Origin of the sequence: Rhizobium sp. AP16 (assembly GCF_000281735.1) — a bacterium.
Lineage (GTDB): Bacteria > Pseudomonadota > Alphaproteobacteria > Rhizobiales > Rhizobiaceae > Rhizobium > Rhizobium rhizogenes.
Window position 1 is genome coordinate 303643 of the sequence record NZ_AJVM01000001.1, and the last position, 14564, is coordinate 318206.

The following is a 14564-nucleotide window of genomic DNA, read 5'->3' on the forward strand; positions in this document are numbered from 1 at the left end:
CCATAGGAGAAGTACGATGGTTGAGCTCCCCCGCAAGGAAGCATTCGAAAGCGCCAAGGCAGAGACAGCTAAAGTCGCCGATGTCCCAGCGCCTACCACCGCGGAAGCTGTCGCAGCCAAGGCCCCGAAGACCAAAGGAAGTGCTGTCAAACGCGGTGTGCTCGTCGTGGCCCTTCTCGCGGGCGCCGCATATGCCGCGAACTTCGGATATCATTACTGGACCGTCGGCCGCTTCATGGAGTCGACGGACGACGCCTATGTGAAGGCGGACTACACCACGATCGCCCCTAAAGTTACCGGCTATATCAAGGAAGTCCTCGTAAACGACAATGATACGGCCAAAGCAGGACAAGTCCTCGCCCGGATCGATGATCGTGACTTCCAGGCCGCATTGTCGCAGGCGAAAGCGGATTTCAACGCAGCCGATGCTGCGATCACCAATATCGATGCACAAATTCGATTGCAGCAGTCGGTCATCGACCAGGCGAAGGCCTCGCTTGATGCGTCGCGCGCCTCCCTCGTCTACGCTCAGTCGGATGCGGCACGTAACGCGAGACTGATAGCGAATGGTGCAGGCACGCAGTCTCGCGCCGAACAAACCCAGTCCCTGAATGATCAGGCCGTAGCAGCGGTCGAACGGGATCAGGCCGCTTTCGTTGCCGCACAGAACAAGGTTCCCGTCCTTCAGACTGAGCGTGATCAGGCCGTTGCCCAGCGCGACCACGCCGATGCCGCCGTCCACCAGGCCGAATTGAACCTTTCATATACCGATATCGTTGCGGCTGTGGATGGAACCGTCGGCGCCCGCTCGATCCGTGTCGGCCAGTTTGTCACCGCCGGAACGCAGCTTATGGCGGTCGTGCCGCTCCACGCCGTCTACGTCGTTGCGAATTTCAAGGAAACGCAGCTCACCAATGTTCGTCCGCGCCAGCCCGTCGAAATCAAGATCGACAGCTTCCCGGATGTTGCGATCAAGGGGCACGTTGACAGCATATCGCCCGCGAGCGGCCTGGAATTCTCCCTGCTGCCCCCGGACAATGCGACGGGCAATTTCACCAAGATCGTGCAGCGTATTCCCGTGAAAATCCTCATCGACGACGAGGGGCTGGTCGGCCTGCTTCGGTCCGGCATGTCGGTCGAACCTGAGATCGATACGAGGGACGTCGCACTTCAGAAGTAGGAAGCGATTATCCGGCTGGGCCGGATGATCCTCCCGTTTCTTTCCCGATTATCACCCAACCATTGTCATGAGAACGTTTTCGGCAGAGCCGGAAGGAGACAAGTCATGGCCACGCTCCAGGTCGTAGCAAACAACAGTCAGCCTCTTAGTCCGACAGCGGTATCAGCACCCGCCAAGCCGGCTATGAGCCCGCTTCGCATGTGGTGTGCAGTCATCGGCTCCACGCTCGGTGCTTTCATGGCGGTGCTCAACATCCAGATCGTCAATGCATCGCTTGCCGATATCCAGGGTGCGATCGGTGCCGGAACAGATGACGGGGGCTGGATATCGACCTCCTATCTCATTGCAGAGATCGTCGTCATTCCACTCAGCGGATGGCTGGCCAGGGTTTTCTCGGTCCGCACCTATCTGCTGGTCAACGCCATCCTGTTCATCATCTTCTCGATCGCTTGTGCATTCGCAGCCAACCTGCAGCAGATGATCGTCATTCGCGCCATCCAGGGCTTTTCCGGTGGCGTACTGATCCCGATGGCCTTCACCATCATCATCACGCTGCTTCCCAAGGCAAAGCAGCCCATCGGCCTGGCACTCTTCGCGCTCTCCGCCACCTTCGCACCCGCGATCGGCCCGACCATCGGCGGTTATCTCACCGAAAATTTCGGATGGGAGTATATCTTCTACGTCAATCTGGTCCCAGGCTCGCTGATGGTCGGCATGCTCTGGCTCTCGCTCGAGCGGGCGCCGATGAACCTTAGCCTGCTTTCGAAGGGTGACTGGCCCGGCATCCTCACCATGTCGGTGGGTCTTGCAGCGCTTCAGACCGTGCTCGAGGAAGGCAACAAGGACGACTGGTTCGGATCGGACTTCATTGTCCGCCTGTCAGTCATCGCCGTCGTATCGCTGACGCTCTTCCTGATCATCGAACTGAAGACCGCGCATCCGCTGCTGAACTTGCGCCTGCTGGTGCGGAGAAACTTCGGCTTCGGTATCGTCGCCAACATCCTGCTCGGCATCGCGCTCTATGGCTCCGCCTTCATTCTGCCGATCTATCTGTCCCGCATTCAGGGATATAACTCCGAGCAGATCGGCATGGTGCTGGCCTGGACAGGCATCCCTCAGCTTCTGCTGATCCCGCTGGTTCCGCAGATGATGAAACGCTTCGACGTCCGCTTGCTGATCATCGTTGGCTTCGCGCTCTTTGCCGCCTCGAACTTCATGAACGTCCACATGACCGGGGATTATGCGACCGACCAGCTGTTCTGGCCTAACGTTGTCCGTGCCATTGGACAGGCCCTTGTCTTCACGCCGCTTTCGGCGATCGCGACCGCAGGCATAGAGCAGGAGAATGCCGGTTCGGCCTCCGCGCTGTTCAACATGATGCGAAACCTCGGCGGCGCTGTCGGCATTGCCTCGTTGCAGACCTTCTTGTCGAAGCGCGAACAATTCCATTCGAACATCATGACCAACTCGGTCTCCATGTTCGAGGAAGCCACCCGCGAGCGCATCGCGAAGCTGACGGCGTACTTCATGAGCCATGGCGTCAGCGATCAGGCTACCGCCACGCACAAGGCTGTTGTCGCCGTCGCGTCGGGTCTGCGAAAGCAGGCCAATATCATGGCCTTCAGCGATACGTTTTTCCTGCTTGGCGCGGCGCTGCTCGTTGCTCTTGTCGCGACGCTGTTTTTCAAGAAGCCCGGTCAGTTGTCGGGTGGAGGAGCCCACTGAGCATTCGCGTTTTCCAGATCCCGAAAGGCAAAGCCATGAACACCTTGCTCAAAGATCCGGTCTCCGTCGGTCAACGGACCATTCGCCGCCGCAGCGTCGATCCGAACTCCATGCTCTCCGTGCTGGAATGGTTGTCGGGCGACGAATGTCACGCCATCGATGAGGCCGGTTTGATTGCCGGACTTGGCCGACGGCTGCAGGGCATGGGCCTCCCGATCGATAGGCTGACACTGCATCTGATGACGCTCCACCCGGAGTTTCCGGGGCGTACTGTGGCCTGGGCGCCTGGCGAACCTGTCGAGATACACGATCACGAGCATAGCACCGGACACTCATTCGCCGGCAGCCCGTTGCGCAAGCTACTGGGCTCCCGTGAGCCGATGATCGTGGGGATGGACGAGCGGAATTGGCCGTGGCAGGAGATGGATGTCCATGCCGGCCGAGGTCTTGCGCAGCTCCTCGTCGCCCCGCTCTGCAATGTTGACGGTCCTGTCAGCGCCGTCATCTTCGGTACGCGACATCCAGGCGGCTTCACGCTGCCGGACATTTGCGTCATCGAGCGGATTCTTCCAGCCCTGCGCAACACCTGCGAACTCCGTGTCATGCGCCAGGCGGAGCTCAGTCTCCTCGACACCTACACCGGCCCGATGACCGTGCAGCGCATTCTTGCCGGGCGTATTCGGCAAGGCGAGGTCGAAACCATGGAGGCAGCCCTTTTGCTTTGTAGCCTCCGCGATTTCACTGAACTCTCGAACAGACTGTCGGGGGATCGCGCATTGGAGTTGCTGAACGCATATTTCGAGATCGTGGTGTCGGCCATCACGCATCGAGGCGGGAAGCTGCTTAGATCTATGGGCGATGCGGTGCTGGCATTCTTTCCAAGCTCCGATGCCGAGGCCGCCAGCAGTTCAGCATTCGCCGCAGCGGACGCGATCCTTGAGGAGCTGAGACACTTCGAATTCGATGGCGCCGATATCGAGGCCAGTATTGCGCTGCACTACGGCGGAGTCAGCTACGGCAATGTAGGCTCCGGTGGCCGTCAGGATCTCGCTTTCATCGGCTCCGACGTGAACCTCCTCACCCAGATCCAGAGCGCATGCGTCGTGCTTGGGACGTCCGTTCTCATGTCAGATTCGTTCCGCCGCAGGATCGGAGCCGAGGAAATCCGGACGGCCGGCTTCCACCAGCTCAAAGGGTTAGAGGATCCAATCGAGTTGTTCACGGCCGAACCCTGACATCCGTCCTCGGCGGCAAAAACGGGCCGAAGTGATTTTGCTATTTGCCATTTTCCTCTGAAAATCGAGATAACTTCGACTGGCCTTCATAGGCTGCGGAACGCTTCGAAGGCCGTGCAACGACAAGGAAAACGCCGAACAAGATCAGTGCCATGCCGAGCGACGCAGCCGTTTCCGGAAGCTCTCCCAGTAATGCCCACCCCAATGCGACACCGACGAGGGGATTGACGTAGGCGAAGGTCGAAGCGATCGTCGGATTGAAGGACTTGATCACCTTGATATAGGAGACAAGGCATATCGCCGATCCGAAGACGACCAGAAACAGGAAGGCTGCGATCTGGTTCGTCGCTAAACCGAACTGAGGAAGAAGGGGGGCCGCCTGCAGTTTGCCGATCGTCGTCAAGATGAGTGCGGCCGATAGCATCTGGATGCCTGCGGCCGTCGTCGGCGCCAGTCGACCAATCAAGGGCTGCTGCAGGACGGAGCCGAGCGACCACGTCAGGCCGGCCGCGCACAGGATCAGGGCGGTCGAGACAGCGTAGCCTTGTGCGACCGACGAAACCTCTGAGGATAGGGCCGGCGGCACTATGACGAAACTCAGCCCGATCATGCCCGTAAACAATCCCAGGATCATGGTGCGCGATGGAAGCGCCCTGTTCATGATGCTGGTGATCAGCGTTGTCCAGACGGGGATCATCCCCATTGCCATCACGATGAAGCCGGACGTGGCGTGACGCGACGCCAATGTCGCCAACCCGTTTCCAGAAACCCACATCAGCGCGCCGGTGACGCAGCAGGTCGGCAGGTCTCGGATTCTGATCTTCGATGGCAGATTGCCAGAGAAAAACGACAGGCCGATCAGCAGGATGCCTGCCATCCACATGCGCCAGGTCTGAAGCTGAAGGGGAGACAATGCGGATGGGCCGCTCACGCATATCTTGACCGCCAGATAGGTGCTGCCCCACACGAGGTAGACCACGGCGAGATGACCGTATCGATGCCAGCTATGCTCTGGCGCCACTGCATCGGATACGCTCATTGGCTACTCAATCCACCCGCATGAATATTCGGGCGAGACCTTCCTTGACCGAGGACACGGCATCGGCGACGCTGATGCTGATGTGATCGCGCATGATGCGCGCGGCGCGATCCGCATCGCGGGCTGCCATCGCCTGTGCGATGTCGGTATGCTCCGTATAGGTCGTCGACAGTCTCCGGTGTTTCTCCACTTCGATTTGTCGGACAAAATGGATGCGCGTGTTGATCCCCTCGATCATCCGCGCAAGCTCCGGGTTGCCGGACATCTTCGCGATACGCATGTGGAATTCCTCGTCCTTGCTTGTCAGATCCGCGCTGGAAAGCGCGTCTGCGCGGGCGGCCGTTGCCCGCCACCAATCCACAAGAGCCCTGAGTTCCTCATCGCTGGCCCGCTTGATCGCAAGAACTACGGCGCGCTCTTCCAGTAGGCATCGCACATCCGAAAGATTGACGACCTCGTCGACATCGAAGCCCCGGCAAAAGAAGCCGCGGTTCGGCTGGAACGTGATCAGGCCTTCCGTGACAAGACGCTGCAAGGCTTCGCGAATGGGGCTGCGGCTGACATTCAGGCGCGCGGCAAGTTCGACCTCGTTGATGCGTTCGTTCGGCTTGAAGCGGTACTCCATCGCCATGCGCCGGATCTCCTCATAGATCCGCGGCCCGGTCTTGATCGCCTTGGCTTCCAACACGGAATGCTCCTCCTGATCGATATGCTTTTCGTGTTGGATCATTGGGCCAAGCAATCCTTTAAAGTCAACAGGATGGGGCGGTGCATCATTCTGCGACACACCGCATTTGGTCAGATGGCGGCGATCACGGAAATCTCGACCGTGAACTGGGGAGCGGCAAGCTTGGATTCGACGCAGGCGCGTGCTGGCGCTCCGCCGGGGGCGACCCATGCGTCCCAGATTTCGTTCATTTCACCGAAGGTGGCGATGTCTGAAAGCCAGATCGATGCGGACAAAAGCTTCGTCTTGTCGGTGCCGGCTTCAGCCAGCAATTCGTCGGCCTTTGCCAGAATATCCCTGGTCTGTTCGCTCACGGACGCGCCGGGTGCACGCAGCGCCACCTGTCCGGCGAGAAAGACCATGTTTCCATAGGCGACGGCCTGAGACATCCGTTGCGCGGTGCCAATGCGTTGAATAGCGGTCATGTTCGTTTCCTTTATAACTGGTAGGAGATTTCGGAGAGCTGCAGCGGCGCACGGTGCTCAGCCTCGATGATTCCGTCGAGCGGAATGGGGGCCGGCCGGCCGGCGACAAGATCGGCAATGATGGCGGCCGAACCATGCGACATCGTCCAGCCGATATGGCCGTGCCCCGTATTCAGCCAGAGATTCTTGAATATGCGCCGCCCGAGAACAGGCAAATTGTCGGGTGTCATCGGCCGCAAACCGGCCCACATCTCGGCCCGGTCATAGGCGATGCCCTTGGGAAAGAGCTCCTGGGTGACCTTCTTCATGAAGGCGAAATCCGAAGGCTTGTGGCTTCGGTCGTAGCCGGCAAATTCAGCGGTCGCCGTCACGCGAATACGGTCTCCCATCGGCGTGATCCCGACAAGATTGTGCTCGTCGAGAACCGGCAGCTTGGGAGCAAGGTCCGGGTCTGTGATCGGAATGGTCAACGAATATCCCTTGATCGGATAGATCGGCAGATCAAGCCCGATGCTGCGTGCAAGAATCGGACTTTCGGACCCAAGACACAGCACATAGATGTCCGCTTTGTAGTCGCCCCTGTCCGTCAATACGCGCGTGATGGCATCGCCGGCCTTCTCAATGGCGGTGATCGTCGTGCCGGTCAGAATTTTACCGCCGCGAGTCTGCACCAAGCCGGCAAGGGCGCGGGTGAACTTCGCCGAATCGCCCGTCTCGTCGCTGGGGCACAGGATGCCGCCGGCAATCTTTCCCCGCGACGATGCCAGCGCCGGCTCTCGCCGCTCGATTTCATCCCCATCGATCACACGGATGTCTTGGCCGTCGGAGGCCAGCAGTTCCATGTTCCTGACACCTTGATCCAAGGCGGACTGACTACGATGGAAATAGAGGATACCGTTCGAGGTGCGATCGTACTCAATGCCTTCTTTCGCCACCACCGACTGAAGTACGGCCTGGGAGTGGACGGCAAGGCGATGCTTGAGCAGCGTATTGCGCCGCGCCTTTTCCGCCGTGCACTGCATCAGAAACTTCCACGACCAGACCCAGAGATGCGGATCGGCCGACAGTTTAAAACGTAGCGCCTGATCCTTGAGGTAGAGCGATTTCAGCAGGGTCATCGGGGCCTTCGGCGACGACCAGACGAAGGAATGGCCAGGCGCGATCATTCCCGCATTTCCAAAGCTTGCGCCCTCGGCCACCCTCTCGGCCCTCTCCAGTACCGTGACGTCGTAGCCATCCTGCTGAAGTTGATAGGCCGCACTGATGCCGGCGACGCCACCGCCCAATATCAAAGCTCTCATTTTCGCCTCTGCGTCTGTCGTTTATATTGTCGACAATTACGAAGAGGCTCGCCGATTTGTCAATGCTACTCTCTGTCAAAAAAAGTGGCCGGCGTGCAATCGCACTCGACTTTAAAGAGCTGAATTCCCTAAAATCGGTGATTTTTCACACTTTCTCAAGCGATACGAGCAAATTATAGGCATGCATAAAAAATACTCAGCCGCACTTGACAGGTATCATTATTGTCGTTTGTATTGTCGACAATTAAGAGGCTGTAACAAAAATGGGGAATTGCAATGAAGAAACTGCTGAGTTTTGTTGTTGTCCTGGCCGCGCTGGCGGGGCCAGCCGCCGCGCAGGATATTGTGATCGGCGCCATTCTTCCTCTGTCGGGCGCAAGCGCAACGCAGGGTGAGGATCAGCGCCGTGGCATGGAGCTTGCGGTCGACAAGATCAATGCGGCGGGCGGTGTCATGGGGCAGCCCTTGAAGATCGTCACCGAGGATTCGGCTGGCAACGCCGTCACTGCGCTGACTGCTGCGAAGAAGCTGGTCACCGTCGACAACGTGCCCGTCGTCCTTGGTGAATTCTCGTCAGGCATCACCATCCCGGTCGCCGACTATCTTCTGCAACAGGGCCGCACGCATATCAACATCGGCAGCTCCAGCATCAAGATCCGCGACCTGGGCAAGGGTTCGTTCAGCGTCATCGGTCTCGACAACGTGTCGGGAGCCTTCGGAGCCGACGACGTCATCAAGTCCGGCGCGAAGAAGGTTGCGATCATTGCGCCGAACAACGCCTACGGCCAAGGCATCGTTGATGCCTTCTCCACCAAGTTCAAGGCGCTCGGCGGAACGGTAACGTCGTCGATCCTCTACACCGAAGGTCAGACCACGTACCGGCCTGAGCTTCAGCAGCTCGAAAAGAGCAAGCCCGATGTCTATGTCTATTCGGCCTACGGCAAGGAGTCGGCGACCATCAACCGCGAGTCCTTCGAGCTCGGCCTCAATGAGACGCCCTGGTATGCGCTTTACCTGACGATGTGCACCGCCGACAGCGATCCGCAATATGTCGAGGGCCAGATCGGCATGGACCTGAACTATATCGGCACCGGCGGTGCGGACTATCAGAAGTCCTACAAGGCGACATTCAAAAGCGACTTCACCTCGACCTACAACGGTTTTGCCTATGACGGCGTCATGATGGTGGCCGCGGCAATCGACAAAGCGAAGTCCACAGAACCAGCCAAAATCAATGTCGCGCTGGCCGAGATCGGCAAGAATTATCAAGGCGTCACCGGCCCGATCACCTTCGACGACCACAACCAGCGTTCCGCTCAACCTTACCTGAAGCTCAAGATCGCAGCAGGCAAACCCGTCACCAACTGATTTGAAGCGATGCAGCGGCCGATCGATTGCGCGGCCGCCGCATCCGACCTTCTACTTTTGCAAACGTGACAGGGGTCAAGCACATGGTTCAATTTGTCGTCGATGTCCTGTTGCGGGCGAGCGACCTGGTTCTGATCGCGGTTGGAATGAGCGCGATCTACTCCCTGATGAAATTTCCGAACATTGCGGTGGCACAGTACGCCGCCTCGGGCGCCTTTATCGCCCTGGTTCTGCAAAGGAGCGGGATCCCGATCGTCGTTGCTGCCATCATTGCCGTCCTCTGTGTCGGCGTTGCCGCCGTCGCCCTCAACGAGCTTCTCTTCAATCGCATGCTGAAGATCAGTTCGTCGACCGCGATGATCGGATCGCTTGCCGTCAGCATGCTTGTATCGGCGGTATTCCTGCTGGCCATCGGTCCAAACCCGACGCGCTTCAGCCTTCCGATCACGCGCCCATTCCGGGTTCTCGGTGCCCGCATGACGGAGAACCAGCTTGCCTCGCTTTCGATCACGACGGGCGCGATCCTCTGCTTTGCCCTTTTGCTTTTTCGCACGGACCTTGGACGATGCATGCGGGCGACCGCCACCAACGGGCTTCTTGCCGAGGCAACCGGGATCGACACGCGGCGTACCAGAAATGCCGTTGTTCTGATCAGCGGCATGCTGGCAGCTCTTGGCGGCATCTGCCTGACCCTGAAGGGCGAGATCAACATTCAAACAGGTCTCGATCTTCTGCTACCGGTATTTTCCGCAGCAATTCTTGGTGGCTTGGGCAATCCGCTCGGAGCTGCCGCCGGAGCCGTCGTCATCGCGTTGGCGGAGACGCTTATCACCGGTATCAATTTCGGTACTGCCTTCGGGCGAGACCTGCTCTTCATGCCCGCCGCCTATGCCACGGCAGGATCTTTCGTCCTCCTGGTGGTCACATTGATCTGGCGGCCGCGCGGCCTCTTTGTCAGCGAGGTGAAGCGTGTTTGATTTCCTGATCCATGTCACGATCCTTGCCTGCCTCTACAGTCTGGTGGCGCTCAGCCTCAATCTGCAGTCAGGTTTCGGCGGCCTGATGAATTTCGGCCAGGTCGCGCTCTTCGGCTGCGGCACCTATGGCGCTGGGATCGCCTATAAATACGACCTCGGCTTCGCATCGGGGATTGTCATCGCGGCAGCTTTCGCAGTCTTCGTCGGGTGGGCTTTCGCGGCAATCGGGCGCAACCTCCAGGAGGACTATTGGGGCATGGCGACACTCGCGCTCGCCGAGGTCATCCGCATCATCGTCAACAACGAAGGATGGTTCACCGGCGGTGCCCAGGGGATCAGCCCGGTGTCGCCACTATTTCCGAGCCTCGCCGGCCGAATGCAGCAGGTTGCAATTCTGTGTTCGTGCGCCGCACTTCTCACTGTCGCGTACATTCTGTGCCGATGGCTTACCGATGGACGATATGGCCTCGGCCTGAAAATGAGCAGAGAGGAGCCGCAGTTGGCCCTCTCGCTCGGCTACAATGTGGCGGCGCTGCGACGCGAATGCATGATCCTGTCGGGACTGGTGGCCGCCAGCGCTGGCTTCGTCTTTGCCCACTACATCTCGTTCGTGGCACCCGAACAGCTTGTGAGTTCTGAGACATTTCTGATTTGGGCGATGGTCATCATCGGTGGCATCGGAAATCATCGCGGTGCGATTGTCGGCGCATGTCTCCTTCAGTTCATTTTCTCCTTCATTCCCTTCTTCAAGGACCTCGTCGGCCTGCCGACGGAATTCGTCGCGGCGGCACGCCTTGTCATGATCGGCGGTGGGCTGATCGCCTTCATGCTGTGGCGCCAGTCCGGCCTCGTTCCCGAAAGGATCGGAGGGCCGAAACTTGCCTGAGAACCTTCTCCATATTGCAGATGTTTCGAAATCGTTCGGCGAGAACCAGGTTCTGAAAGGCATCGATATCAAGGTGACAGCAGGCGAAGTTGTTGGCCTTCTTGGACCGAACGGTTGCGGAAAAAGCACCTTGCTCAACGTGATCTCGGGCTTTTCTAGAGCCAGCGCCGGTTCTGTAATCTTCGCAGGCGAGGAGATAACCTCGACAGCGGTCGATAGGATCGCGCGCAAGGGTCTGGTGCGGACATTCCAACTGCCGTCCATGCCGCGACGAATGACAGTTGCGGACGTGCTGCAGGCCGGCAAGGCGGACGGATCGGGTTTTCGCAGCCTTTTTAAAAGGAGCTGCTTCGATGCCCGCGACGTCGAAAGATTGCTCGGCGAACTCGCACTGGATCACGTTCGCGATCTGCCGGCCGGATCCTTGTCGGGTGGCCAGAAGAAGCTTCTGTCTATCGCGCTCGCCCTGCGCACGAACCCAAGGCTCATTTGCCTGGATGAGCCGACCGCGGGCGTGCACCCGTCATTGCGTCAGCACATGGTGCAACTGCTCCGCAGGGTCAACGCCCAAGGCGTAACACTGCTAATCATCGAGCACGACATGCACTTCATCCGCGAACTCTGCGGCCGCTGCGTGGTCCTTGATCGTGGCAAGGTCATCGCAGACTGCGCGCCTGCCGACCTCACGCTCAACTCCAGTGTCGTCGAAGCCTATCTCGGCGGCGCCCGCGACAAGAGGGCCTATGCATGATTGAGGTCGACAACATCAGGGCCGGCTACGGCGACGGCCCGGATATTCTGAACGGCATCAGCCTTCGCGCCGACCCCCAGCGCATCGTCACGATCCTCGGCCCGAACGGCTGCGGAAAGTCGACGCTCCTCAAATGCGTTGCGGGCTTTGTTCGTCCGCGCGCGGGCCAGGTGAAAATGTCGGGCGAAATCGTCACCCACCTGCCAACCCACGACAAGATCCGCCATCACCGCGTCGGCTTTGTTCCTCAGACCGACAATGTGTTTGCGACCCTATCCGTCTCCGAGAATATATTGCTTGGCGCACGCCAGATGCAAAAGGCCGACAGGAGCCATCGCTTCGACGAGCTGATGGTCCAGTATCCCTCCCTTGCCGCCAAGAAAAACAAGCGCGCCTCGGCCTTGTCGGGCGGCGAGCGGCAGTTACTGTCCTTGGCGAGAGCCCTGATTGCCAACCCCAGTATTCTGTTGCTCGACGAACCCTCTGCAGGACTGTCGCCGCGAATGATGCACGAGGTTTTCGAGGCCATCAGAACCATCCGCACCCGCGACGGGATCTGCATTCTGATGGTCGAGCAGAATGCCTTCGAAGCACTGCACATTTCCGACACGGCCTATGTGCTGTCGCTCGGTAATGTCGCGCTGCATGGCAACGCGGCGGATCTGCTCGCTGACCCCGCCATGCGATCGCTCTATCTCGGTGGCGACGCCCCTCACTAACAGATCACAATTCAACGAAAATACACCTAAACGGGAGAGACCCCATGTCGGCAAACGCAGCTGAAATCTCAGACGCCCTCGTCCTCAACAAGGAGCGTATCGGGTTTACCACCAATGACGGGATCGGGACCCATGCAAACCTTGGCCTGCTCGTTCTGCGAACAGACCAGACGATCGAGGACGAGTTTCGCTTTGCTCTGCCGCCTCGCGACGTCGCACTTTATGGTGCGCGGCTCTATAGCGACGTGCAAATTACCCCTGAAAATCTGATCAAGATGTCGGATGAAATCCCCGGTACGGTCGGCCTGCTTCCAGACGTCGAATTTGATGTCATCGGCTTTGCCTGCACGTCCGGCGCTCTGGTCATCGGCGAAGGCCGGATCGCCGAGCGTGTGCATGAGGTTCTTCCCGGCGTTCAGGTGACGGATCCCGTCACCGCAGCTCGCGCAGCGTTCAAGGCGCTTGGCGCCTCCCGCATCGCGCTCCTGACACCATATCTTCCCGCCATCAACCATTCGCTGCGTACCTCGCTGATGGCGCGGGGGATGGAAATACCGGTCATGGGTTCGTTCAACGAGGCTGATGACAATATCGTTGCGCGCATCACGCCGGAATCGATTGAACGCGCCATTCTCGATATTGGCGCCTCCGACGAATGCGACGCAGTCTTCGTATCCTGTACCAGCCTGCGTGTTGCTCGAATTGTCGAGGCTGTGGAGAAGACGCTCGGCAAGCCGGTAACATCGAGCAATCACGCGCTCGCATGGCACATGCTGCGCCTGGCCGGGATGGAATCAAGCCTTGAAGGTAAAGGCGAGTTGTTTCGAAGACGAAGATGAAGCTCTCGGATGTTGCCCACGTCGGCTCGCCGCGTTTGCGCTAAACGCGCCTGTGCGATTATCCCTGCGCGCACCTTGCTCGCTCGTTGACGACATGCCGTTGAGATTTAAGCCTGTTTGCTCGCGCCATCCGACGGGCTGTTGGTGATAAGCGAAAGGTAGCGCTCCATCGCCTTCCTGAATTTCGCGTCCCAGACGCTTTCGGCTAGAGGAAGGTTGCGATCCCTGATTGCCTCATAAAGCGAGACAACATATTTTTCGGCATCGCCGCGACGGTCTGTGTAAACAATACCAAGCAAATTGTTGAAGCGCCGCACATCGCCGGTCAGCTCGGAAAAATAGCGAATGGTGCGTTGCAATCCCGTCGCGTCGATAATCGCCTGCTGAAACTCCAGGTCGTTGCTGACGGTATCGGACTGATCCTTCAAATCAGCGAATTTGACGGCATTGTTAGCCAGCTTCTCGATTCGCTTGAGGTCATCAGGCTGTAGGCGCCCTTCTTCCGACAGGAGATAGGTGAGGGCGATTTTTCCGAGCGCCATCCGGATATCGTAAACCTCGACGACGCTGGCGGCATCCAGGGCGCTGACCACCGCGCCGCGATTTCGCCGAAGCTCGACAAAGCCTTCGCGGGCTAGCAGCCGCAAGGCCTCCCTGACCGGATGACGCGACACATTGATCATGTCGGTAAGCTGCTGTTCGACCAGACGATCGCCGGGCTTCAAGGCCCCGGCGATGATTGCTTTTCTGATCTGTTCTGCGGCGAACTCCGCACTTTCCATGATGGTCATCGCCGCCAGCACGTTCGCAGAACCGTCCGATTTAGCCAAGATTCGCTCTCCTCATTATCATGAGGCTATGTATTATAACGTCAGCAACTTGTCGATTATATACAAACGTAATCCTGATGTTTCGAAACCCTGCTAGAGCGAAATGACAAGGTGCTTCTGGGGGAGGGTTCCGGCACCTCGATATGCGGTGATCTCGATCTCGAACAGATATTCAGGCCCGCCGAGAGGGCCGCAGCTTACGCAGCTTGCAGGATCGATGCCTTTGAATGTCTCGCCCATGAAGGCCATGACGTCCGCAACATCTTCCTGGCGTGGAATGAAGATCCGCCGACGGACGACATCTGCAAGGCTGGCACCGACCGACGCCAATGCGCCTTCGACATTCTTCATCGCCTGCTTGGCCTGTTCGACGGCAGTGTCAGGCATGGCCCGGGTCTTGTAGTCCCGCCCGGCTGTGAGCGACATGAAAATCCAGTTGTCGAGCGCGACGATCCGCGAATAGCCCTCCTTGTCCTCGAGGATGCTGCCCGACTTCACTTTGACGATTTCGCTGACCATGTTTCTTCCTTGGATAGGGATGTGCATATCCGAGCCGGGAGCG

At 58.7% G+C, this 14564-nt stretch carries 15 protein-coding genes; 9 read left to right on the forward strand and 6 right to left on the reverse strand.

The window, feature by feature from the left end:
• Positions 1-16 precede the first annotated feature (16 nt).
• The 3 genes from PMI03_RS01385 to PMI03_RS01395 all read left to right on the forward strand — a co-directional run bounded on the left by PMI03_RS01385 (position 17) and on the right by PMI03_RS01395 (position 4140).
• Positions 17-1180 (forward strand): HlyD family secretion protein, encoded by a 1164-nt coding sequence (locus PMI03_RS01385; RefSeq protein WP_007689126.1) that lies wholly within the window; start codon positions 17-19, stop codon positions 1178-1180.
• A 105-nt stretch (positions 1181-1285) separates the two neighbouring features.
• On the forward strand, positions 1286-2905 hold the full coding sequence (locus PMI03_RS01390) for an MDR family MFS transporter (protein WP_007689127.1): 1620 nt from the start codon (positions 1286-1288) through the stop codon (positions 2903-2905).
• A gap of 35 nt (positions 2906-2940) precedes the next feature.
• Positions 2941-4140, forward strand: a complete 1200-nt coding sequence (locus PMI03_RS01395; protein ID WP_007689128.1) for an adenylate/guanylate cyclase domain-containing protein — start codon at positions 2941-2943, stop codon at positions 4138-4140.
• 40 nt (positions 4141-4180) lie between these two features.
• On the opposite strand, the gene PMI03_RS01400 is transcribed toward PMI03_RS01395, so the two are convergent.
• The 4 genes from PMI03_RS01400 to PMI03_RS01415 form a co-directional block, all read right to left on the reverse strand.
• Complete coding sequence (locus PMI03_RS01400) at positions 4181-5179, reverse strand: DMT family transporter (protein ID WP_007689129.1); 999 nt, start codon at positions 5177-5179, stop codon at positions 4181-4183.
• A 7-nt stretch (positions 5180-5186) separates the two neighbouring features.
• Entirely contained in the window at positions 5187-5909 is a 723-nt protein-coding gene (locus PMI03_RS01405) for a GntR family transcriptional regulator (protein WP_007689130.1), read from the reverse strand.
• A gap of 68 nt (positions 5910-5977) precedes the next feature.
• Entirely contained in the window at positions 5978-6331 is a 354-nt protein-coding gene (locus tag PMI03_RS01410) for a RidA family protein (RefSeq protein ID WP_007689131.1), read from the reverse strand.
• Between the two features lie 11 nt (positions 6332-6342).
• Positions 6343-7632, reverse strand: coding sequence for a D-amino acid dehydrogenase (locus PMI03_RS01415; protein WP_007689132.1), 1290 nt, complete (start codon positions 7630-7632; stop codon positions 6343-6345).
• A 276-nt stretch (positions 7633-7908) separates the two neighbouring features.
• Between PMI03_RS01415 and PMI03_RS01420 the strand changes: the two genes are divergently transcribed.
• From PMI03_RS01420 to PMI03_RS01445, 6 genes are all read left to right on the forward strand, one after another.
• A complete protein-coding gene (locus PMI03_RS01420; protein WP_007689139.1) occupies positions 7909-9000 on the forward strand; it encodes an ABC transporter substrate-binding protein in 1092 nt (363 codons plus the stop codon).
• An 83-nt stretch (positions 9001-9083) separates the two neighbouring features.
• Positions 9084-9977 (forward strand): branched-chain amino acid ABC transporter permease, encoded by an 894-nt coding sequence (locus PMI03_RS01425; RefSeq protein ID WP_007689141.1) that lies wholly within the window; start codon positions 9084-9086, stop codon positions 9975-9977.
• Positions 9970-10863 (forward strand): branched-chain amino acid ABC transporter permease, encoded by an 894-nt coding sequence (locus tag PMI03_RS01430; RefSeq protein ID WP_007689143.1) that lies wholly within the window; start codon positions 9970-9972, stop codon positions 10861-10863. The genes PMI03_RS01425 and PMI03_RS01430 overlap by 8 nt, the downstream gene beginning before the upstream one ends.
• Entirely contained in the window at positions 10856-11614 is a 759-nt protein-coding gene (locus PMI03_RS01435; protein WP_007689145.1) for an ABC transporter ATP-binding protein, read from the forward strand. The genes PMI03_RS01430 and PMI03_RS01435 overlap by 8 nt, the downstream gene beginning before the upstream one ends.
• A complete protein-coding gene (locus PMI03_RS01440) occupies positions 11611-12333 on the forward strand; it encodes an ABC transporter ATP-binding protein (RefSeq protein WP_007689147.1) in 723 nt (240 codons plus the stop codon). The genes PMI03_RS01435 and PMI03_RS01440 overlap by 4 nt, the downstream gene beginning before the upstream one ends.
• A 44-nt stretch (positions 12334-12377) precedes the next feature.
• Positions 12378-13172, forward strand: coding sequence for an aspartate/glutamate racemase family protein (locus PMI03_RS01445; RefSeq protein WP_007689148.1), 795 nt, complete (start codon positions 12378-12380; stop codon positions 13170-13172).
• A 107-nt stretch (positions 13173-13279) separates the two neighbouring features.
• Here PMI03_RS01445 and PMI03_RS01450 read toward each other — a convergent pair whose 3' ends face one another.
• Complete coding sequence (locus PMI03_RS01450; protein WP_007689150.1) at positions 13280-14002, reverse strand: GntR family transcriptional regulator; 723 nt, start codon at positions 14000-14002, stop codon at positions 13280-13282.
• A gap of 93 nt (positions 14003-14095) precedes the next feature.
• Positions 14096-14521, reverse strand: a complete 426-nt coding sequence (locus PMI03_RS01455; RefSeq protein WP_007689152.1) for a RidA family protein — start codon at positions 14519-14521, stop codon at positions 14096-14098.
• Positions 14522-14564: the final 43 nt, after the last annotated feature.